The 23349-nt window shown below is 49.5% G+C and carries 16 protein-coding genes and 1 pseudogene; 12 read left to right on the top strand and 5 right to left on the bottom strand.

Going from position 1 to position 23349, the window contains the following annotated elements; all coding sequences use genetic code 11:
* The first annotated feature begins 182 nt into the window (after positions 1-182).
* Together JC200_RS07385 and JC200_RS07380 are read left to right on the top strand one after the other, a co-directional pair.
* Positions 183-1097, top strand: a complete 915-nt coding sequence (locus tag JC200_RS07385; RefSeq protein ID WP_274435620.1) for a hypothetical protein — start codon at positions 183-185, stop codon at positions 1095-1097.
* A gap of 629 nt (positions 1098-1726) precedes the next feature.
* Complete coding sequence (locus tag JC200_RS07380) at positions 1727-2050, top strand: hypothetical protein (protein ID WP_274435619.1); 324 nt, start codon at positions 1727-1729, stop codon at positions 2048-2050.
* Between the two features lie 129 nt (positions 2051-2179).
* Here the strand turns inward: JC200_RS07380 and JC200_RS07375 are convergent, their stop codons facing one another.
* Positions 2180-2554: a hypothetical protein gene (locus tag JC200_RS07375; RefSeq protein WP_274435617.1), complete on the bottom strand. Its 375-nt coding sequence runs from the start codon at positions 2552-2554 to the stop codon at positions 2180-2182.
* Positions 2544-3041 carry a hypothetical protein gene (locus JC200_RS07370; RefSeq protein WP_274435615.1) on the bottom strand — a complete coding sequence of 166 codons (498 nt, stop codon included), beginning with the start codon at positions 3039-3041 and terminating at the stop codon, positions 2544-2546. Before JC200_RS07370 ends, JC200_RS07375 begins: the two co-directional genes overlap by 11 nt.
* A gap of 405 nt (positions 3042-3446) precedes the next feature.
* Here JC200_RS07370 and JC200_RS07365 point away from each other — a divergent pair, with 405 nt between their 5' ends.
* The 9 genes from JC200_RS07365 to JC200_RS07325 all read left to right on the top strand — a co-directional run bounded on the left by JC200_RS07365 (position 3447) and on the right by JC200_RS07325 (position 18554).
* Complete coding sequence (locus JC200_RS07365) at positions 3447-3773, top strand: hypothetical protein (protein ID WP_274435613.1); 327 nt, start codon at positions 3447-3449, stop codon at positions 3771-3773.
* 64 nt (positions 3774-3837) lie between these two features.
* Positions 3838-7014 carry an anti-phage-associated DUF499 domain-containing protein gene (locus JC200_RS07360; RefSeq protein ID WP_274435612.1) on the top strand — a complete coding sequence of 1059 codons (3177 nt, stop codon included), beginning with the start codon at positions 3838-3840 and terminating at the stop codon, positions 7012-7014.
* Complete coding sequence (locus JC200_RS07355) at positions 7011-7598, top strand: anti-phage-associated DUF3780 domain-containing protein (protein WP_274435611.1); 588 nt, start codon at positions 7011-7013, stop codon at positions 7596-7598. The genes JC200_RS07360 and JC200_RS07355 overlap by 4 nt, the downstream gene beginning before the upstream one ends.
* A complete protein-coding gene (locus JC200_RS07350; RefSeq protein WP_274435610.1) occupies positions 7598-10471 on the top strand; it encodes an anti-phage-associated DUF1156 domain-containing protein in 2874 nt (957 codons plus the stop codon). The genes JC200_RS07355 and JC200_RS07350 overlap by 1 nt, the downstream gene beginning before the upstream one ends.
* Positions 10472-10474: 3 nt before the next feature.
* Entirely contained in the window at positions 10475-13192 is a 2718-nt protein-coding gene (locus JC200_RS07345) for a phospholipase D-like domain-containing anti-phage protein (RefSeq protein WP_274435609.1), read from the top strand.
* 364 nt (positions 13193-13556) lie between these two features.
* Entirely contained in the window at positions 13557-14864 is a 1308-nt protein-coding gene (locus JC200_RS07340) for an RNA-dependent RNA polymerase family protein (RefSeq protein WP_274435608.1), read from the top strand.
* 337 nt (positions 14865-15201) lie between these two features.
* Positions 15202-16914, top strand: a complete 1713-nt coding sequence (locus JC200_RS07335) for an IS1634 family transposase (RefSeq protein WP_274435607.1) — start codon at positions 15202-15204, stop codon at positions 16912-16914.
* 511 nt (positions 16915-17425) lie between these two features.
* On the top strand, positions 17426-17977 hold the full coding sequence (locus JC200_RS07330) for a reverse transcriptase domain-containing protein (RefSeq protein ID WP_274435606.1): 552 nt from the start codon (positions 17426-17428) through the stop codon (positions 17975-17977).
* A gap of 85 nt (positions 17978-18062) precedes the next feature.
* On the top strand, positions 18063-18554 hold the full coding sequence (locus tag JC200_RS07325) for a reverse transcriptase domain-containing protein (RefSeq protein WP_274435604.1): 492 nt from the start codon (positions 18063-18065) through the stop codon (positions 18552-18554).
* A 110-nt stretch (positions 18555-18664) separates the two neighbouring features.
* Here the strand turns inward: JC200_RS07325 and istB are convergent, their stop codons facing one another.
* On the bottom strand, positions 18665-19423 hold the full coding sequence (istB, locus tag JC200_RS07320) for an IS21-like element helper ATPase IstB (protein ID WP_274435602.1): 759 nt from the start codon (positions 19421-19423) through the stop codon (positions 18665-18667).
* A gap of 64 nt (positions 19424-19487) precedes the next feature.
* Positions 19488-20996, bottom strand: a pseudogene (gene istA / locus JC200_RS07315) (IS21 family transposase); the annotation flags it as partial.
* Positions 20997-21155: 159 nt separating this feature from the next.
* Here istA and JC200_RS07310 point away from each other — a divergent pair.
* Positions 21156-21455, top strand: a complete 300-nt coding sequence (locus tag JC200_RS07310) for a hypothetical protein (RefSeq protein WP_274435601.1) — start codon at positions 21156-21158, stop codon at positions 21453-21455.
* A gap of 400 nt (positions 21456-21855) precedes the next feature.
* On the opposite strand, the gene JC200_RS07305 is transcribed toward JC200_RS07310, so the two are convergent.
* Positions 21856-22983 (bottom strand): hypothetical protein, encoded by a 1128-nt coding sequence (locus tag JC200_RS07305; protein WP_274435600.1) that lies wholly within the window; start codon positions 22981-22983, stop codon positions 21856-21858.
* Positions 22984-23349: the final 366 nt, after the last annotated feature.

Raw genomic sequence — 23349 nt, 5'->3', positions numbered from 1 at the left:
GATGAATTCTTGCAGAGATGTATGGGCAGGAATCATCCGTTTTTCTCCCTGTTTCTTACTCCGGAAAACGACACTATTCCCGTCTACGTATCCTTGCTAGAGCTTTACGCGAAGCTACAGTTGCTGAAGGATCAAGCGAAATTCGAGAGGTGCGCAAGGCACTGCGCAGCGACAGGACCTGGGTGGAGTGGACTCACGCTTCCGTGCAGATGGAACTTGCCGGATTCGCGCTCCGTCGAGGATGGCCAGTCGAGTTCGAACCGCGTTTGCCGGGCGGTAAAATGGGGGATTTGGAGGTCTTCCTCGACTCGAAGAAAGTGATGTTTGAGGTGACCCAGATCGGCGAACACACATCCGTTCGCGAGACGAATTCGTTCGTCAAAAAACTCGACCGTGCGTTGGCAAAGCCCGCGAAGGACCACTCACTCTCGGTGAAGGGACATTATCTGAAGGTGGTAGGCGAAGAAGAGTTGCAAGCGCTACTGGCGCAGGTGGATGAAGTCGGAACCAGCCTGAAGGAAATCGGACAGTCGAGACCTGTCAAGACCGAAGTCGCAAAGCTCGTGATCACCAAAACGAGTCACCCGGAGGTTCGAATGATGTCGGGACCCGTCACGTCGACAAATGAGTGGGACCGATTGGCCGCGAAGATACGGGATAAGGCCCGGCAGTCGGCGAGCGGGCAGAATGTGTGGCTACGAATTGAAGTGCTGAGTGGACTATGGCAGCTCACGGCGTGGGCTCAACAAGGCATGAAGGAGAAACTTAAGGCCATTGTACCCGTGTGCCACTCGGAAATCCGTCGGTACGATCACGTCTCCGGGGTAATCCTGTCCAGCGGGCTAGGCTGGCAGATAGGTGCGCCGGATGAGGTTGTCTGCGTCGACGGAAATTTCAGCATGCGCCGCAACTTTGCAACTGGGGGACGACAGCGCGAGACGATTATTGTGCGGCGTGACAAGCGTGGCAAGGGCGATGTCGGCGAGGTCATGCGCTGGTACCAAGATGAAGTGACGTGGCTCGATTGGGCACTTCGCGAGTTGGGGTACGGATCTCTGGAGCAGATGTTCAATCGTACCGAACACGTCGCGCCCTAGTATGTCTGGTAGCTGTCGTCCCGATACGTGAGAGGTTGCTTGCCATCACCTCGTAGGAACTCCGTGCACCCGTGAAACTTGTCGTGTCGGCTGTATTGTATCGCCATGGTCTTTCTGCACAGTTCGCATGTTAGGCCTTTGTAACCGGCAGCAAAATAGTACAGCCTATCAGATTCGTCTGATCGTCCCCCAAGGGTCGGTCGGCAGTCAGTAGGGGGCATATCTTTAGCCAGTTTGTGCCGTGCCCAACAATCGTGCAGCCCGCTCCTTGCAGTCACCGACAGATTTCGTCGAAATCACCCCGGTACACGACGCAGCCCAGATTGGGTGCGATGTGCACATCCATGAGCCACATTCGTATTTCTGCGACGATTAGGTTAAAGGACTTTAACCGAGTACGTCATCGTTGCTCAATTTCGTTATCCATTAAAAGGTGATTACGAGAAAATTTCTCTCAAATCGGTGTCGATGAGACCAATCTAACGATTAACGGTTCCGATAATTCTATGGGTACGCCTACTGGCCTTGATATTCATTAGAGCTTCAAATGGATGTTGTATCCATCGAGGAATTGTGCAATGATGATACAGGAACATACGTTCTCAGACATCCTGTATGGAGGTGTTGAGATGGACATTCGGGTTGATGGGCTTGACGATATGCGACGCGAATTGGATGACCTGAGTCGCAAGGCTCAGCAATTGGACGGAGAACAGACCGTGTCATTTGCAGAACTATTTCCACCCGAGTTTGTACAACGTCACTCTGCATTGAACAACATGCAGGAGTTGGTGGAGAAGAGCGGTTTTCCAATTGAAACCCAAGAGGATTTTACGTCCATCCCGAATGAAAAATGGGATGAGTACATTAGAGCGAGTACAGATTTTTCTGATTGGGAAACTATGTGGGGCGAAGCCGCGAAGCAATACACGATTCGAAGCCTCGGATTGTAGTGAGGGTAGCGGACAAGTGCACTTCACTTTGGCACGGCCGCGAAACAGTACAGTCCAGCGTCCCAAATTAAATTGGTCACTGGACTGTGCTTTTGCAAAGTGTTCTCGCGGCGTGGTACTCCCCAAGTATCAAGCTGCTGAGAAGCGGAAGTACGTTAAGCCTCTAATCTGACGACCATCCGCAGTCGTATATCTTCCGTAGCCCCAAGACTCGTGACGGTTAATCATGACCTCGTATAGTACCAGTCCGTAGAACTGGGCAGCCTGAACTTCATTCTGGAGGCAGGCGTGGTAAAGGGGCTCAAAGATAGTTCCGTGCCAGTCGGATCCTGGAATCCAGCTTGAAGTCAGCACATCGTTCGAGTCCGCGATGTCGTTAAGGTGGCTGCGAATAACATCTAACGCGCCCGGGTACTTGTTATTCAGCAACTTGACCCACACCCTGTACTCGCGTGCGTGTGGCACCGTATCCAGCACTTTACCTGATTCGACGTCAATGATCACGGTCGGCCAGCCTCCTTAGATTGGCGTAGGATTGCCATGCGGCAAGAGTTCTTCGAAGCGGGTCTTCCGTCTGACCCATGTCGTCCTTTAAAACCTCCAGTGCCTGGTGCACTAAGTCCGCGGTGCCATCTAACTTCGCCTCTGTGTCGAAGACCCAGTCAAGCATTGCAACGGACTGTGGGTACTTAAACTGTGTGATGGTGGGGCGGTTGCGCAGCAGTTCCTGCACTTCAGGAACTAAGTCTGATTTGGGGACCTTCGCCCGCCAGTCAACGTGTCTTCTGTGCGTAAGGCCTAATCTGACTGACTCCGTATCTCCCACGTACTCGTACTCTCCAGCGATTCCAACGTAAGTCACTGGGTCACTCTTGTCCTCAACTAGGATCAGATCACGTTCAGCTACGATGGTGTTGACAAATGCGTTGATAACCCCAAGGTGGAAACGAATCTGGGCCGATTCGTCGTCCGGATACGCTTCCACATACATGGCACGAGTTTCTTCCTTTCGTTTTCCCTCAAGACTGCCAATGGCAGGATAACCGATACAAACCAACCTATTCTCCCAATACAACGACGAGCGGTCGGGACCTCCGAGTGGTCTTGACTTTACTTGAAAGAGACTCAGCAGTCATTCACCTCCTGTGTGATTCCTCAAGAATTCTTCAAGAATTAATTCTATGTAGCAGATGCCTGTAGCAAGGCAAGTTCATTATGGATTCTTGAGGAACTGTCATGAATGAATTGCGCACGCAAGTCCGTTTCGTACCATAGAGGAAGTCGAAGGGGCATCACGTGTTAACTGCATGCACCATGACTGGCAGGTCTGTCCGCGCCCACCCGAATTTTCCGTCTACTTTGGTTGCTGGGATGTACTATAATATCTAATAGGAGAATGGAAGTAGTACGTGAAATAGAAAAATACGTCCGGTGGGGCGTTTGGAAAACGGGTGATCACTGCGTGGTGCGGTTGGAGGACATAAAGAAGGACGAGATAATTGAGGGGATACTGCCGCATGACTCGGTGCGAATCGTCAGCGCGGAGCCGATTGGCCAGGATGCAGTCAACGTTGTCTTTCGGACGCCTACGGGCGTACTGCAGGAGCAGACACTGTTTCAAGGTCACGAGCCTAGCCTGAGCCTGGTTGAAGCCGGGCTACCTTGGTCGTTCGATGCCGGCGGAGATGACTTCAAGCTGGCCGTGAGGCTCACGGCCGTGTAAGAGTGATGTAACCTAGGCAGCAGCTGCAACTCGTGCGGGCTGGTGCAGGTTGGTGTGTCCGTACATGCGCGAACTGCTGCTCCGCGCAGACGCCCGGGACACCCTCAAAAGCGGTGTAAATATATTGAAGCGTCAGAGGTTTATGTGGGGTAAGAGGAGGAAATATATTACAGTGAGAACAATCAAATCAGCATGCCAGTTACAGCCCAAGGCCCTTGAAATAAATGTTGGGGATCAGATCGAACAACTTGATCAGATTATTAATGACACCAATGGGTCGGATTATTTTAAGAAAACTTTCATCACTGAAGGAATGAAGGCGCTTCTTTCCAAAGGGATGGCGCGCCTTGCAGGGAAGTCAAACGATACCGTGTTCCATCTTAAACAAGCCATGGGTGGTGGTAAAACACACCTGATGGTTGGATTTGGACTTCTAGCAAAAGATGCAGCGCTTCGCGAGACACAAATAGGCTCTATGCCATATCAGTCAGGTTTTAATTCAGCAAAGGTAGCCGCTTTTAATGGACGCAATAATCCTCATACTTATTTCTGGGGAGAAATTGCTCGTCAGTTAGGAAAAGAGGGCCTCTTTCGGGAATATTGGGAATCTGGTGCAAAGGCCCCGGATGAACAATCATGGCTAAGTCTGTTCGATGGCGAAGAACCAGTTCTTATTCTCTTGGATGAAATGCCTCCATATTTCCATTATTACAGCACGCAGGTCTTAGGACATGGAACGATTGCCGACGTGATTACCAGAGCATTTTCCAATATGCTGACTGCAGCTCAAAAAAGAAAAAATGTCTGTATTGTCGTTTCTGACCTGGAAGCTGCCTACGATACTGGTGGGAAGTTAATACAACGTGCTCTTGACGATGCCACACAGGAACTGGGGCGTGCTGAAGTTTCCATTACTCCGGTTAATCTGGAATCCAACGAGATATATGAAATTCTTCGCAAGCGACTCTTCCTTTCGTTACCGGATAAAAGCGAGATTGCAGAAGTTGCTTCTGTCTATGCGTCGAGGCTGGCAGAAGCAGCAAAGGCAAAAACGGTTGAAAGAAGCGCCGAGGCACTGGCCAACGAAATTGAATCAACCTATCCCTTCCATCCAAGCTTCAAGAGTATTGTTGCTCTGTTTAAGGAAAACGAGAAATTCAAACAAACGCGAGGATTAATGGAATTGGTTTCGAGGCTTTTAAAGTCTGTGTGGGAAAGCAGCGAAGACGTTTATCTGATTGGTGCTCAGCATTTTGATCTTTCCATCCAAGACGTAAGAGAAAAACTGGCCGAAATCTCAGAAATGAGAGATGTGATTGCAAGAGACCTTTGGGATTCCACGTACAGCGCTCATGCGCAGATCATCGACATCCACAGTGGAAATCACTATGCGCAACAAGTTGGAACTCTAGTGCTAACGGCCAGTCTTTCAACTGCAGTGAATTCTGTTAGAGGCCTCACTGATAGTGAGATGCTTGAGTGCTTAATCGACCCCATTCACCAAGGAAGCGGTTTTCTAGCCGCATTCAGTGAGCTTCAAAAGTCCGCTTGGTATTTACACCAGACCCAAGAAGGACGTCACTATTTTAGTCATCAGGAAAATTTAACGAAGAAACTTCAGGGGTATGCGGATAAAGCTCCACAAAACAAGGTGGATGAACTGATACGCCATCGGCTTGAGGAGATGTATAAACCGACAACAAAGGAAGCATATGAAAAAGTGTTACCTCTTCCTGAAATGGATGAAGCAGAGGCTGTTCTTAAAACGGGACGAGCACTTTTGATAATCAGTCCGGATGGGAAAACTCCTCCAGGTGTTGTTGCGAATTTCTTCAAGGGTTTAGTTAACAAAAATAATATGCTCGTGTTAACCGGTGATAAGTCCTCCATGGCTAGTATAGACAAGGCTGCTCGACACGTTTATGCGGTGGCAAAAGCAAATCCAGAAATTCCTCAATCGCATCCCCAACGAGAAGAGTTGGACACAAAAATTACGCAATATGAGCAGGATTTCCAAACCACCGTTCTTTCAGTTTTTGACAAACTTCTTTTCCCTGGAAACAATCGGGGGGAAGATGTACTTCGACCTAAAGCACTTGATAGTACGTATCCATCCAATGAGCCCTACAATGGTGAAAAGCAGGTTGTAAAGACGCTGACTTCAGATCCTATAAAATTGTATACCGAGATCAGCCAGAACTTTGACGCCCTTCGTGCCAGAGCAGAGTCTTTGCTTTTTGGCTCTCAGGACGAGGCACGCAAGACGGACTTGCTAGACAAAATGAAGCAGAAGACTCAGATGCCGTGGCTTCCAAGCCGTGGGTTTGATCAGCTTGTGATTGAAGCATACCAGCGTGGTGTATGGGAAGATTTGGGGAATGGTTCCATTACAAAAAAACCGAAGCCAAAGACAACGGAGGTCATTATCGGTGAAGACTCTTCTCCGGATGACTCAGGCACAGTGCGGTTGAAGATTGATGTGGCGAATGCCGGAAACAGTCCTCGAATCCACTATGCAGAGGATAGTGAAGTTTCCGAAAGCAGCCCAGTATTGAGTGACAATACACTTGTAACCAAAGCACTGCGAGTTCAGTTTCTCGCCGTCGACCCTACCGGAAAGAATCTCACGGGTGCCCCAAAGACCTGGAAGAATCGTCTAACGCTACGCAACCGATTTGACGAGGTTTCCAGAACAGTAGAATTGTTTGTCGCACCAAAAGGGTCTATTAAGTACACCTTGGACGGATCAGAAGCTCGAAACGGAACCGATTATGCAGGCCCCATTCAGTTGGGAGACGACGAAACGACAGTTTATGTCTTTGCTGAGTGTGATGGCCTTGAGGAAAAGCGCAACTTTACCTTTGCTAAATCCGGCTCCAAAGAAGTCCCAATTATTAGGGAATCGCCAGCAATTTGGCATAGTCCGTCACCAAAGCGTTTGGATAATTCCTCGAAGACGTATGAGGGACTGAAGATGGCTAAGGAAAAAAGCATTGAATTTGAACAGGTTATGCTGATGGTTGGTTCTGCACCAAGGGCGATTCATCTTTCTCTTGGTGAAATTAAGATTGATGCAGAGTTTATTGAGACGGAACTGGGACATCTTCAAAGCCTCGTTGGATCGGAAGCACCTGTGATTATGACGTTTAAAAAAGCCTATATGCCAACTGGCTATGATCTAGAACAATTTGCAAAACAGCTTGGCATTGAGATAGGCAACGGTGAGGTAGAACAAAAATGAGTGGCACTACAGGTTTTGGAGCGCCAACCGAATTTGGGATGCACCATTTTTACGTGGAAATTCCCGCAAGTCAGCGGGAAGCTATCTGTATTTACGAGGATTTTGGCTTCGATGGTGATGAAGCTCGGCGTGAAATGGTTGAATGCAGATTGGTACTGGCTCGAGAGCTTTGGAACAAAATTCGCGATGATGCCAGACGGGACTTTAATGCACGCTTAAAAACTAAAAAGCAAAGTGCCGGCAGTTGGACAATCGGAAGAGTCAAGCTGGACCGATTTCTGGGTAGAGAGTTGTGTGTGCTTGGGTGGGCGGCGGAGCATGCTACACCTGATGAGTGCCTTGTAATATCCCAAAAATGGCTGGCATTGCGGCCCGAGGAGCGCTGGTGGCTTTACAGTAAGACTGCATCGGAAGCAGGGCAGGACAGTCAGTCTGACCGAGGCTGGCGCAAAGCACTCTACTGCGCCTTGTCTGACGGATTAAGTATTAAGTTGGGACACAAACAGAAGCCCAAGACAAAGGAGAAATCCGAACAACAAGACACGTTGCCTCTTTTTGATTTCATAGAAAAGGGAGATATCTGATGGCCCTAGCACCATTTGAATGGAAAGACAAACCAGCACTGATTGAACATTTGTTTCCTGTCCAAAAAATATCTGCTGAGAGCTACAAAGAACAGATGGCGGGAGCAGGCAAAACACTCACAGCTCTAGGAAGTTATTGGAAGGGTCGCAAGCCGCTTATTTTGAACAAGGCATGTATTCTTGGGTCATTACTTCCTGCTACAGAGGATCATCTCAAAGATCTGGAGATTTTTGAGATGCTGATGGGGATGGATGCTGAGACCATGCGAAAGCGCATTGAGGCTACGCTTCCTGCTTCTAGACGCGATTCAGTGGGGAAATTTCTGGTGTTGCCATACTCTGAACAGGTAAGTAAAGCCAAACGCCCCGAAGAACTAGGCGACGATCTTCACATGCATATCTGGAACCGTGTGAATCAGCATCTGGGTACATCTGCCGAATCCTTCCCCGAACTGGTAGAACAGATGGGGATTGCCCGCTTCGGACGTCGTCCAAAGGTTGCTGATGTCTTTTCGGGCTCAGGGCAGATTCCCTTTGAAGCGGCACGCCTTGGCTGTGATGTTTATGCTTCTGATCTCAATCCTATTGCCTCTCTGCTCACGTGGGGGGCTTTTAATATCGTGGGTGCAAGCACGGAAAAACGGGCCGAAATGGACAAGGTTCAGAAGACGCTATCACAGCAGGTGCAAAATGAGATTGACACGCTAGGTATTGAAACGGATGGAAAAGGCTGGGAGGCCAAGGTTTATCTTTACTGTATTGAAGTCAAATGCCCTGAAACTGGTTGGATGGTGCCCCTATTGCCGGACAGAATTATCAGCAAGGGGTATGGGGTTATTGCAGAACTAATCCCCAATCACTCTAGTAAGCGCTACGACATTGAAGTACGACATGTTAATTCTTCCGAAGAGTTGAACGCAGCTCAGGTTGGCACCATTCAAGATGGTAATGTTGTTCATTCACCTGATGGAGTTACTCAATATCGGATAAACATAAAAACCATTCGAGGAGACTACAAAGAAGGTGAAGAAAATAAAAATCGCCTTCGTTTGTGGGAAAAAACAGATTTTGTACCACGTCCAGATGATATATTTCAAGAGCGTCTCTATTGTATTCAATGGATGAAAAAGAAACCAACGGGGTCGAAATACGACTATGAATTTCGTTCGGTCACAGATGAAGATCTGGCTCGCGAGAGAAAAGTAATAGACTACGTCAATGAACATCTCGAGAAGTGGCAGGAAAAGGGTTATATACCTGATATGGTCATTGAAAAGGGATATAACACTGACCAGCCAATCCGCGAACGCGGCTGGACTTACTGGCACCATTTGTTTAATCCGAGACACTTACTCTATCTTGGAGTTATAAAGAAAAATATTAAAAATTCTGTTCTATACCCACTGTTACCATCTATGTTGGATTTTTCAAGTAAGTTGAGTAGATGGACAACATCGGGTGCTAGAATCGCAAAAGATGGTAGTGGCAAGCAAATCGGTGGTGCCAGCAATAACACTTCTAATGTTTTTTATAATCAGGCACTTAATACACTCTATAATTGGGGTTGCCGTTCTTTATTGGACTTGTTCGCGGTGTTGGACAAGCCGATAAAAAGCATACCATTCACATCGGAAACAAGGGTCGGAAATGACCTTGCCTCAGAAGTTCCAGTTGAAAACGATATATATATCACCGACCCCCCATACGGAGATGCAGTTAAATATGAAGAAATCACTGAGTTTTTCATTGCTTGGCTTAGAAAAGATCCTCCTAAAGAATTTGCTCACTGGACCTGGGACAGCCGCCGTTCTTTAGCTATTAAAGGAGAGGATGCAGGCTTTCGCCAAGGCATGGTGGCTTCCTACCACAAGATGGCCCAGAAGATGCCGGATAACGGCATTCAGGTCCTAATGTTTACCCATCAAAGCGGGGCTATCTGGGCAGACATGGCAAACATCATTTGGGCCAGTGGCTTGCAAGTGACGGCGGCTTGGTATGTGGTAACGGAAACTGATTCAGCTGTACGTCAGGGGGCAAATGTCAAGGGAACCATTATTCTAATTCTGCGTAAACGCCATCAAGAATTGGAGACCTTCCGAGATGATCTGGGTTGGGAGATTGAGGAAGCCGTTAAGGAACAGGTAGAGTCGCTGGTCGGGTTGGATAAAAGGGTTCGGGCCCAAGGTTCAGAAGGACTCTACACTGACGCTGACTTACAGATGGGCGGCTATGCTGCGGCTCTGAAAGTCCTGACAGCCTATTCTCGCATTGACGGCAAGGACATGATCGCCGAGGCGGAAGCGCCTCGGCAAAAGGGCAAAAAAACCTTTGTCGATGAACTGATCGAGTTTGCAGTTCAGACCGCGGTCCAGTTTCTTGTCCCTGTAGGGTTTGAAAAGGGTGAATGGCAGAAACTACAGGCGGTGGAGCGTTTCTATCTTAAGATGGTGGAGATGGAGCATCAGGGCGCCAAAACCTTGGATAACTACCAGAACTTCGCCAAAGCCTTCCAGGTGCATCACTTTGACAAGTTGATGAGCGACAGCTCGAAAGCCAATTCTGCACGTTTGAAGCTCTCGTCCGAGTTCAAGAGTGGGATGATGTCCGGAGACGCTGAAATTGCAGGGACACCGTTACGAGCCCTACTCTATGCACTCTTTGAACTCTCGAAAGAAGTCGAAGTGGATGATGTGCTCTTACACCTGATGGAAAACTGCCCCAACTACCTACCAAACAAAGCATTATTAGCTAAAATGGCAGACTATCTGGCAGAAAAACGGGAAGGCATTAAAGGCACGAAGACCTTCAAACCCGAGCTCGAGGCGAGTTGTGCACGTATACTCGCAGAGGCCATACGAAACCAGAGGTTATAAGATATGACGTTGAAGCGCTTTTCATCTCGAACAGAGAGATTGGATACAGAGTTCTTGGCTAAAACTTTAAAAGGTGCATCAAAGTATTTCCGTATTGCAGGTTATTTCAGGAGTTCTATTTTCGAACTTGTTGGTGAGGAAATTGCTCAAATTCCAGAGGTGAAGATTATTTGCAATTCCGAACTGGATTTGGCTGATTTCCAAGTGGCAACAGGGAGGGATACGGTCCTTAAAGAACGCTGGAATGCAGTGGATGTCGAAGCGGAAGCGCTCTTGAAAAGGGAACGCTATCAGACCCTGGGCAAGTTGTTGCAGTCGGGAAATGTGGAAATTCGGGTTGTACCGAAGGAGCGTCTGTTTCTACATGGCAAAGCGGGGGCGATACACTATCCGGACGGTAGCCGTAGATCGTTCATTGGCTCAGTAAACGAGTCGAAAAGTGCCTTTTCTCACAACTATGAACTTGTATGGCAGGATGACGATGAGGAGAGTGCAGACTGGGTAGAGAAAGAGTTTTGGGCTTTGTGGAGTGAAGGGGTTCCTCTGCCGGAGGCGATATTGGCAGAAATCAATCGAGTGGCTAATCGTCGAGAGATCACGGTAGAAGTATTGAACCCCCATGAAGTCCCGGCTGCTGCAATGGCAGAAGCCCCGATCTATCGCGGAGGAGAGCAATTACAGCCATGGCAGCGCTCGTTTGTCACGATGTTCTTAGAGCACCGCGAGACATACGGTAAGGCTCGTTTGCTTCTGGCCGATGAGGTCGGAGTTGGTAAAACACTCTCTATGGCAACTAGTGCTCTGGTAAGTGCTCTCCTTGAAGATGGACCAGTTCTAATTCTTGCTCCGTCCACATTAACAATCCAGTGGCAAATCGAGATGATGGATAAGCTTGGGGTTCCCGCGGCTGTCTGGTCATCGCAAAAAAAGGTGTGGCTTGGTGTTGAGGGCCAAGTTTTATCCCCGCGCGGAGATGCATCTTCTATAAAAAAATGTCCATATAAAATTGCGATTATCTCGACTGGACTGATCATGCACCAGCGGGAGGGCTCGGATTTTGTCAAAGAAGCAGGGATGCTCCTTAAGAACAGGTTTGGGACAGTCATCCTGGACGAAGCACACAAAGCAAGAGCAAGAGGTGGGCTAGGTGATAAGGCAGCTGAACCCAATAATCTCCTCGCTTTTATGCAGCAAATCGGAAGGCGCACCAGGCATTTGATACTGGGTACTGCCACCCCCATCCAGACGGATGTCCGGGAGCTTTGGGACCTATTGGGGATTCTGAATAGCGGTGCAGAGTTTGTTCTTGGGGATTCATTATCCCCTTGGCGAGATCATGAACAAGCGATCCAAATGGTGACTGGAAAACGCCAAGTTACTTCAGAGAGAGAGGCTTGGCAATGGTTAAGTAACCCACTTCCTCCAGCTAAAGAACATCATATAGTCCAACAGATACGGGATCAGTTGGCGATTGATGACCATTCTTTCATTTGCACGTATCGGTTTGAAGACCTAGACTATATGATTCAGAACATGTGGCTTTCTGAGTGTTTGGACGCCAGATTTTTCAAAGAGAATAACCCCGTGTTGCGCCATACGGTCCTGAGAAAGCGAAAACAGCTTGAAGACGACGGTCTATTAGAAAAAGTCGGTGTTAACACACACCCGTTACCCCGAAACCTTGCACAGTATCAGTCTCGCTTTGTCGGATTGGGGATTCCAACAAACACGCCCTTTCAGGTTGCGTATGAAAAAGCCGAAGAGTTTTGCAGACTTCTTAATTCCAGAACTAAAGCCGGCGGCTTTATGAAATCACTGATGCTGCAGCGTATTTGTTCAAGTTTTGCTTCCGGTTTGAAAACCGCGCAAAAGATGCTTAAGCACTCTATTTCAAATGAGGATGAGGACCGTGTTGAACAAGTAGAACACATCCTTTCTGAAATGACGCCCGCAGAAGTAGCTTGTCTCAAAGAAATCGAGATACAGCTGTCACGTGCTGAAGCCGTAGATTCTAAACTCAACACGGTGAAGTGGTTTCTAACTGAATTCAGAACTGACGGGAAAACCTGGCTTGAACACGGATGTATTATTTTCAGCCAGTACTATGACACTGCAGAATGGATCGCGAAAGAATTGGCCAAAACTTACAAAGGTGAAGTTGTGGCAGTATATGCGGGTGTTGGAAAGAGTGGACTTTTTCGGGGCGAGCAGTTTAACAATGTTGAACGTGAAGTCATAAAGGCAGCTGTTAGAACTCGTGAGATAAGGCTGGTAGTAGCGACCGATGCGGCCTGCGAAGGTTTGAACCTTCAAACGTTGGGCACCTTGATTAACATTGATCTTCCTTGGAATCCGTCTCGGCTTGAACAGCGATTGGGTAGAATCAAACGTTTTGGTCAGGCTCGTAAGTTTGTTGACATGCTCAATCTAGTGTACAGCGAAACACAGGATGAGAAGGTTTACAACGTCTTGTCAGAACGCCTGCGGGATACCTATGACATTTTTGGCAGCATCCCTGACACGATCGATGATGAATGGATTGAGAACGAAGAGGAGCTTAAGGCTCGAATGAATGAATACATTCATGAAAGAAATAGGGCACAGGATGCTTTTACTGTAAAGTATCGCGTAACCATCGACCCTGAGGCACATTTGTGGGAAAGATGTGCTTCCGTGTTATCTCGTCGTGATATTGTCAACAAACTCAGTGAGCCTTGGTGATAAGACTACAGCCGGAACAATAGTCTGTAAGAAATATGGGGAAGGTCTATTCTGTGGAAAAGCGAGTATTACCTGTGTTAAGCACAGGCTTGAAAGACTGTTTTAATATTGGTATAATTGGTAGTGCCTCATATAGCAACGGATATGAGGGATATCTGTGAACTGCTGTCAAGCATCCCACGACCGCCTCCGTTCAGATTCCAGCAGATGCTAACCCAAGCATAGCACATCAGTGTTACTATTAGCCCTGTCCATCTAAGGTACTTACCCAGGATGCGACCGAGAAAGAAGGTATGCTGTTTAGGGTTTACTGTCTAGTACAGTGTAATTGGCTAAGGTTACAGACCCTATCAGCTCTGCTAAAATGGACATCAAGAAATATCGAATCAAAGGTTACACACACTTTGACCGTCGAGTCCCCGTTTGGCGTGTCGCTAGACAAATAGTTAATCCGTCGTGGGTAGCTGTGCACGGGTTTTTTCCATTTATCCATTTTCAATTGAAGAGCCAAAAATACATAAAAGATGCTCCCGCTCGAGAACGAAAACCCGAAAAGATTAGAGATATATATTATGCATCGCATTTGGACGGATATATTTTTAAATATTATGGAGAATTACTTAACCAACGATATAACGAAGCTGTTATACAGCATGACATTGACGATGTCGTCACTGCCTACAGATCAAACAAAAGCGGGAAAAGTAATATTCATTTTGCCAAAGAGGTCATAGACTTCATAAAACGCCATTCACAGGTATTTATCCTCGTCTCTGACTTTGAGAAATACTTTGATACACTAGAGCACAGTTACCTGAAGAAGCGTGTGAAACATCTTCTCGGTAGTCAAACCCTTCCGCCAGACTTCTATGCTGTGTTCAAAGCTATAACTCAATTTAGTTGGATAGAGCTTGAAGATATTGAGCAGGAGCTAAAGGTCAAATACACATCTAAAGAACTGCGATCACTCAATCGACTCTTTGATGATAAGGAGTTTAGGGATTTTAAGTCGAGAATCAAAGTGGGCAGGAATAGAAAGGGATTTGGTATACCGCAAGGTGCCAGTATATCGGCTGTCTTATCTAATGTTTACCTCCTTGAATTTGACATTCACCTCAAGAAGTACGCCCAGGTACACGGCGGTCTGTATAGACGGTATTGCGATGACTTAATTCTGGCTATTCCGGTATCAACTCGATGCGAGAATGCTCATGAAGTTGACTTCGTATTGGAGCAGGCGGTAAACAGCATACCTCACCTGTCCTTGCAAGCCCAAAAAACTAAGCACTATATTTTTGAAAATGGTCAGATGCTCGACATTGACAATGGCTGCGAAAAAGCGAGTCTGGATTATCTAGGTTTCTCTTTCAACGGGGAGCAGGTCAAAATTCGTGAGAAAAGCCTTTTTAAGTACTATTCGAGAGCTTATAGAAAGGTAAGGTCAGTCAGAATAAAGTCTGAAATGTTCGGACGGAAAGCATATAGAAAAAAATTGTATTCAATGTATACACATATGGGCAAAAGGAAAAAGGGCCGTGGGAACTTTTTGTCGTATGCCTCTAAGGCTCAAGCCGTTTTCGATGAGAACGCTACAACCATTAACTTGATGGAGACGCAAGTAAAGAGGCATTGGGTACGAATACAGAGACGGTTGAATCAACCTGATTCATGATAGGAAAGGCGACGGACTTACCGATGTGCCCGGTACCTGGTTCTTGCCACCGCGTCGTGGTTGTGAACTAGTACGGATCGCTTACACCCAGAAAATCCTTGCTACACAAGGATCGACCGCACTTTCCGCGCACCTTCCGGTCTATTTAATTTTTGCAGGGATGTAACGGGTTGAATTTAAGTGAATATTGCGCTCGATTTGTCGTCTTGAGAATTTCCAGTTGTGAATGATGACGTGAGAATTTCGTAAGCTATTTTCGTTTGCCAAAATATTGTACAGGAGCTGGCCATAGCTGTGTCGAATACCTCTGTGTAAATCTTTGATGGAGGGCTTCAAATTGATTGCTGATATGCGGCATTACATCATGGGTGCCTCCGCTGTCTGGTCACGCCTTATCGACCGGTTCGGCTGGGTTGAGATGATAGACAAACTTGCGGCCCGTGACGATTGTAAATTGTCTGTCGGGACGCGACTCAAGGCCTTACTCATCAATATTGGCACGGACCGCAAAGCCTTGTATAAGGTGCAGGAATTCTATGAAGAACGTGATGTGGAAGTCCTGCTCGGCGAGGGTGTGTCTTTCGCTGACCTCAACGATGACGCGCTTGGCCGCGCCCTCGACATCCTGTACGATCTTGACCTCGATACAGTGTATCCACAAATCGCCCTAGCCACAGTCAAGCAATTGTGGATCATCGAACAGTTCGATGACTTGTTACCTGTGCATGCGGACACGACATCCCTCACCCTTTTTGGCGATTATCCGGAGCCAAACACTTCGGAGCAGAGCGATTCGAATCAGGATAGTTTTGCAATCGCACGCGGGTATTCAAAGGCGCATAGACCTGACCTCAAGCAAATCATCTTTGGGCTGTGCACCCTCAAGGGGGTACCCTTGTGTGCCAACGTGGACAAAGGCAACCAGGACGACCATACATGGAACAAGGAAAACGTCCCAAGGCTGTTCAATCTGCTTGACGAGCAGACTCAAGAAAAACTGCTGTATATCGCCGACTCTGCCGTTGTCACTAGGGGGAATCTGGAACTCTTTGCGAAAGATGAGATACACTTTGTCTCTCGGCTCCCTTCGAGCGTCAAGTTGTGTGCGGACTTGAAACGCGCTGCGTGGGAGAAGGAAACGGCGTGGCAGGACATCGGGCAGACCGCCATTTCAAGCAACGCCTCAACCTACAAGATTCAGTCGTTTCGCCGCGAGTTGTATGGGCGGACATACCGATTCATCGTGGTTCGCTCGACGGGCCTGACGGCTCAGAAAGAGCATAAGTTGGAGGATGTGCTAGGTCGGGAGAAAGACACTCTGACCAAGGCGATTGAGAAGGCCAGTAAGGCTGTCTACAACTGTGAAGGGGACGCCAGGACGGCTGGAGAAGCATTTGCCCATGAACACAGGAAAGCTCTGCACGAGTTAAAAGTGTCGGTCGTCGCACAACAGGTGCAGGAGAAGCGGGCACACAAAGGCCGACCGCGTAAGGACGAGCCCGCACCAGGAATGCACATGGAATACCGCTTGGCAGTCGACCTTGTCGCACCGGACGAGCAAGTGCTTCGGGAGTGGCGAGAGCGCGAAGAAACATTTGTCCTATTAACGGATATCCGGGACGACAAACGGGTTTCAGATGAACAAGTGCTCCGTCTATACAAGGACCAGATTGAAGTGGAGAATGGCTTCAAGCATCTCAAAAGCCCATACCATGTAGGGCCTGTGTTCCTGCACAACCAGACGCGGGTGAAAGCATTCGCCTATGTCATGCTTCTTTCACAGTTGCTGTATGACTCGTTCGAGTACATTCTACGCGAACAGATGGCCAAAGAAACGGAGCCGCTGATTCTACCTGGCAAGCGCAAGAGCATGCGCCCCACGGGTGTTTCAGTGTTGGAGATGTTGGAGACGATGCAAACGGTATGGCTAGGCGATGAAAACGGTTGGCAGCGGATGACGGCCAGACCACACAATGACCAAATAGAACGAGTTCTGGGGCTGCTTGGGTTTGATTTAAGCATCTACAACACAGTTCGAAAAAACGGATAACCAATGACTGTATCAGCACGACCTTGACTTCCATATCTGATCATTTTAAGCAATGATCGGTGCGGCCGGGCAAGGTCGTGTGACCTAGCAGGTGGAATCCCTGCCTGGTAAGATGTGAGCCACATCACCAGTAGCGAGTCTTGGGCGCAACAGGGCAACCTGCTGTACTAAGCGTAGACAGCAAGGCAGTAGGCCTGAATGTGATTGAGCCCCGAAACTCATATAAGTTGGGAAGGTCGACGGTTTCGATCTATCGGAAGGCAACACTACTTGAAGCGCCAAGGCCAGCATCAAGTGGCTTCCCCGGGGTCGAAGAGCCAGGCATGCTGTACAATGGTCACACGGGAACCCGGGAGACCCTGCATGTTCTTCCGCAGAGGGAGTATGACAAATAACCGAGTTAAAGGGAGGATGTCAAACGATGTGCAGGGAGTCGGATAGCTGCGTAGTACCTGTGAAACCGGGTAACGCCGGTAGAGGGAAGGCAGTTACACACAGGGGTAGGGAAATCATGGAAACGAAATTGGCAAGGATAGCAGAAATCGCGAGACAGAAGCCCAAAGAGCGGTTCACATCGCTGTACCATCTGCTCAACGAAGAGATGTTGCGGCTATGCCACGAAGAGTTGGATGGGAACAAGTCCGCAGGAGTCGATCACGTAACCAAGCGAGAATATGAGGAGCATCTTGATGCGAACCTTCAGCAGCTTGTCGCAAGGTTAAAGTCTCACGCATATCGACCACAACCAGTACGCAGGGCGTACATTCCAAAAGGGGGTAGCAATGATCTGCGCCCGCTTGGAATTCCGGCCTATGAGGACAAGATAGTCCAGCTTGGGGCATCTAAAATTCTCCAAGCAATCTATGAACAAGACTTTCTTGACTTCTCTTACGGGTTTCGCCCGGCAAGAAGCTGTCACATGGCACTGCGTAGTGTCAATCGAGTGATTGAGAAAGGCAGCATTTGCTACGTCGTAGATGCAGACATCCGAGGGTTCTTCAACAACATGGACCACGAGTGGCTCATGAAGTTCCTGGACCTACGACTAGGCGACCCAACATGAAGCGTCTCATCCGCCGATTTCTAAAGGCTGGAGTGATTGAAGAGAGCGTATGGGAGCCTACCGATGTCGGCGCACCACAAGGGGAGTGATTTCCCCGATATCGGCGAATTTGTATCTGCACTACGCGCTGGACTTGTGGTTCGAGAAAGTGGTGAAGAAGCAGTGTGACGGGCAAGCAGAAATGGTGCGATATGCAGATGACTTTGTGTGCTGCTTCCAGATCAAACAGGATGCGGAAAGGTTCTATGCTGCGCTGGTTCAAAGACTAGCGAAGTTTGGACTTGAGATTGCAGACAACAAATCCAAGATTCTCATGTTTGGCAGATTTGCGGAATCGACCATGCGGCGGCTGGGGCAGGGAAAACCGGGTACCTTCGACTTCCTAGGATTCACACACTATTGTGGGAAGTCCCAGAGGGGAACCTTTCGCGTGAAGCGGAAGACAAGCCGGAAGAAGTTCAGTGCGAAGGTGAAGGCATTTGAACAGTGGATACGGCAGAATCGGCATGAGTATATCGATGACATCATGAAAACGGTGGCCCAAAAGCTTACGGGGCACTGCTGCGTATTCCGGTGAAAACGGCCACCCATTCCGGAAATGTGTAGGCCAGTCATTCCGATAATTAGCGGCCACTGAGTCCGGTAATTCACGGCCACTTTCGTCAGCCTCGTAGCGTGGCTTGAACTCTATTTACCAGAGTCTTCGAGATTTGGCAAGTCGCTCTTCAATTTTCTCATGGATTCCCCTTTTATCTCTAGCCTGTACGCGTTGTGAACGATACGGTCGAGGATAGCATCGGCCAGGGTGGGATCGGCAAAGTGTTGGTGCCAAAGCTCAACTGGGAGCTGGCTGGCGATGCAGCTTGAGTGCGTCATTGTGCGTTCGTCCAAGAGGTCGAGCAAGTCTCTGCTCTCCGGAACGGACATAGGGGCGAGGCCCCAATCGTCGAGGATGAGCAAATCTGCTTTTTGCAGTTGACGTCGCAGCCTCGCGTACGAGCCATCCCCTTTTGCTACCGCCACGTCCTGTAGAAGTCGGGACACCCGGAAGTAGCGCACGCTCATGTTTTGCCTGCAGGCCGCGACGCCGAGTGCACAGGTGACGAACGTCTTGCCCACGCCTGTTGGGCCCGTGACGATGAGGTTGTGATGCGTCTGGATCCATTGCCCGGTAGCCAGACTGCGCAAGAGACTGTGGTCTAGGATCCTGGAAGGGTGACGCTCTACCTCTTCCGGTGCGGCACGGACCTTGAGCTTCGCCTCCCGAATGAGACGCTCCTGGCGGTGATTCTGCCGGCTCACCCATTCCTGATCCACGAGGAGTCCAAAACGTTCCTCGAACGTGAGGTCGTGGATAGCCGGGTCTTGCACCTGACGCGCGTAGGCGTCCGCCATGGCCCCGAGTTTCATCTGCCGAAGGTAGTGAACGGTTGGGTCTGTTAGCATTGATGGGTTCTCCTTTCAGGGGGCTTCCGCCCCCTACGTTGGTCCACTGAAACAGGCGATTTTGGTAGTACTCTGGCCCTCGGATGTTCCCGTGGTTTGGCGTCGTGAAGTCTGTCTCCACGACGATGCTCTCCTTGTCTAGGCCATTCTTGAGGATGGACTGAACGCTACGGTATGACGGGGAGTTGATTGTCAGCGCCCGCAGAGCCGCCGCCTCTAGCCTGGCATGCGAATACTTCTTACTCAGACTCAGAAGTCCTAAGCAAGAGCGGTACCCCTGCTCTGGATGCTTGTACTTCTGCAGAATGCGCTCGACGAGGATTCCGGTACTGGGCCCGATGCCCTGGCCCCAAGAGATGAGCCGAGATGGAGTCCATTCGAGGTGCTTCTGGTGTGACTTCGGACGATGAAGTGGATTCGTGCGAACGTCGCCACGCAGAGTGGCGCGCGTATGACTAGCCACACGCCGCCCCTTGAAGAAAATCTCGACTGTACCCTGTGTGATACGAGCATGCACTTGCTGACCGACAAGCGAATACGGGACACTGTAAAACGCTCGCAGTACCTCGATGTGGTAGTCTATGTGTACCGCGCACAGCTTCCATTCTGCGTACTCGTAGGGGACTCTGGGCAGCGGGCGGAGGGCGAGCATGTCCGTGGCCTCAAACAGGGACTTGCGCGAGCCCTCCAGCTTTTGAAACGGCTTGCTGTTGAGATGCTCCAGCAACTCGGCAATTGTGCTGTTTAGCTCCTGGAAGCTGAAGAATGTCCGGTGCCGTAGCACAGCGATGATCCAGCGCTCAACGATCTGTACACCCACCTCGGCCTTGGACTTGTCTTTTGGCTTCCGCGGACGTGTTGGGAGAATGGCGCATCCGTAGTGGGCGGCCATCTCTTGATATGAGCGATTGAGTGTGGGCTCGTAGCGGTCGGCTTTGAAGACGGCAGATTTGAGGTTGTCTGGTACGACCAGCTCTGGCACGCCCCCGAAGCTCTCAAAGGCCCGTACATGTGCCCCTATGAACCATTGCAGCGTCTGGGCCGGATGTGCCTCTACAAATGTGAAATTGCTTGCTCCCAAGACGGCTATGAAGATTTGCGCATCCTGGACCTCGCCGGTCTCTCTGTCCACAACAGGGACTGTTGGGCCTGCGTAGTCTACGAACATCTTCTCCCCAGCACGATGCTCCTGGCGTAGGGAAATCTGCAGTTGCTTCCTCCACACGCGATAGCGCTCACAGAACTGGCTGTACTGGTAGCCGTCTGACTGTTGCTCCTTGTACTCCATCCACAGCAGTTGCAACGTGACCCCTTTACGCTTGAGTTCCAGATGCACGTGAGCCCAGTCCGGCTCGAAGCAGTTTCGTGGACGACCTTGTGGAACGGGGAAGAGCATGGACTCGAGTGTAGCGTCGTCCATGCCCTCTGGAAGGGGCCAGCCGAGCCCGGTCTCCTGGGCCCTCGTGATGATTTTGGAGACGGTGCTGCGTGAGAGCGAAACGCTCTTGGCGATGGTTCGTTCGCTGAGACCTGCTTGTGCGTGCAGCCTCAAAACTTCGTGAATCTTGCGCATTGGTGTCCTCCCCCTAGGCAACGGCGACGACAACTCCTCTCTCCGGAATGTAACTAGATTCCAGATGACGAGTTGCTGCCCTGCCTGGAAATGTGAGGCCAACGCTACGAGGCGACAAACGCCAAAACAAGTGGCTGTGATTTTCCGGAATGGGTGGCCGTGACTTTCCGGAACGAGTGGCTGCGATTAACCGGAATCGGTGGCCGCGAATTTCCGGAATGGGTGGCTACTTTCATCCGGAATACGCAACTACCGTTACTATCCGTCACAGACAACAGTCAGAGCCTGGAGGCCTATCGATACCAACTGACCAAACTGCTGTACAAATGGCTCAATCGCCGCAGCCAGCGGAAGAGCTTTAACTACACGACGTTCAACGCCTTTCTGGCTCGGCACCCGCTCCCCGGACCGAAGATTTATGTGCACATCTACGGGCAACCTGTCGGCAAACCACTGTAAAATGACTTGAGGAGCCGTATGCCTTAATTGGGCCTGTACGGATCTGTGAGGGGGACAAGTTCAATCCCGATGACTCAGGGCAAAGGGAAAGGCTTGTCTCTACTCGACCGGTTTCATCTTGACTGGATATGCCTTTCGCCCGCCCATATTATTTTTCTCTTATGCGCCAACTCGAATTACCAATTCAGACCCTGCCAGAAGGCGCGGAAAATCCGATATAAGGAAAGTCACCTCCACCATACCCGACCAAACCACAACGCTGCAACACGTCCCAAGGTAATCAAGCCATCAAAGGGTTACCTTGGGTGACCTCATCGACGTTAGAAAATGCGTACCCTGGAAGGGTGCTGTCTATTGACACCGTAATGCCTGTACTGCGGCTTCATGTGCCACCCAAACCTTACGGTATTGCGTACAAGCGACCACTTAGCGTCCATTCCTTGCGGTCAACGTAATCGACGTGAAGCGTTGCCACCACGCAATGATGGTCGTTCGGAGCCCATTGGACACCGTGTCCGCGGGGATAGATTAGCCGTTTGCGTCCGAATACGGCCTTGTCCGAATCCATCAACAGAGTTTCGATGTATTCAGATGACAAGCCTGTCAGGCTACCAAGTCGGTTTGTAACGTCGCTTAGATGGGAACCATCATGCGTGTGAAACGAACTCACAATTCCGTCGAGCAAGGGTTTTACCAGTCCGGCAGTGTTTAGGACTGCACCTTTTGGCACGGACAGGGTCAGTTCAAGTCCGAACGTTCCGTTCCACTCCCTTACGATTGTGGTCGCAACTTGTTGGCTTAATAGACCCCATATCACATGGGGCTTTGTGGACTGAGTCAGCGGGGGACAAGCGTTCGAGGGCCATTTTGCGATGGTGTCGTTGTCGTTCGTCAAAGGTAACGTTGCGGTTGGTGTTACTTTGTAGCGGTAAAAGTGAGCTGTTTCACCACTTAGTGTAACTGGGCAACTTGGCGGAACTTGGACGATATGTTTGAAGGATATTCCTCGTAGACATAGGTGTTTGAAGGCAGCGACACCCACATTGTATAACAGCACGTTTTCGGTATCGAAGTACCCGGTGTCCGTTGATATGTAGGCTGCTTGCAGAAACGATTTGTCAGTCTCGGGGCGAATCTGATGAAGTGCCTGACGGAGATCGTCACGCATCTGCCGCATCCAGCCCTTTGGCTCGAATGGCAGTCTGGCTGTGGACCATAGCTCAACCGTTGAATCGGACTGTGGTACCCTCATCCAATAAGGTGGCGGTGTATTGTCATTAATAACAGGGCTGTTGCAGTCCACCGCGGAACGGGATGGTTTGTGACTTGGACGAAGTGGTTTTGCCAATGGAGGGAGACCACCCGTCAGTTCCTTGTAGGTCGCAATGTACTTCGCGCGAAGCCACCGTAATTGATACTGTTCTGCAGTTTGTTGCATCCAGTCCAGAGTCCCGGCAAGAAGCTTGCGCAGGCGCACCACTTCGTTCTCAAGCTCTTCCAACCGATCTCGTTGCGCGACAAAATCCACCCCACACCAAGAATGCAGAATCTCAACAACTTGCTGCTGCTCACGTCGGAAGTCGGCGGCGAGAATCTGATCTTGCCGGTCACGAAACCCTGAATCGCTGCTGAAGTATTGGCATGTCCGTGACTCCTCTGTATGTTGGCGGAGCTCTTTTTTGAACGAGGGACAATTGGTCCTTGTACAGGATGCTTGGTGGCCCGAGTTTCACAACGACGGCCGGCGTGAGGGGCTGTCCCTTAGAATGTGAAGTTTTACGATAACAGTACGTTTTTCCAGCCACTAGTCTCATATGTAACCCTCGTTCCAAAGCACGCTTCTTTGCATGTCGATCATTCTTCAACCGGACGACTATTCCTTCAAAATGTGAGG

The sequence above is a fragment of the Alicyclobacillus sp. ALC3 genome, from assembly GCF_028751195.1.
Lineage (GTDB): Bacteria > Bacillota > Bacilli > Alicyclobacillales > Alicyclobacillaceae > Alicyclobacillus_L.
The sequence above is the reverse complement of the archived record's forward strand: the minus strand, read 5'-3'. Positions and strand labels throughout refer to the sequence as shown.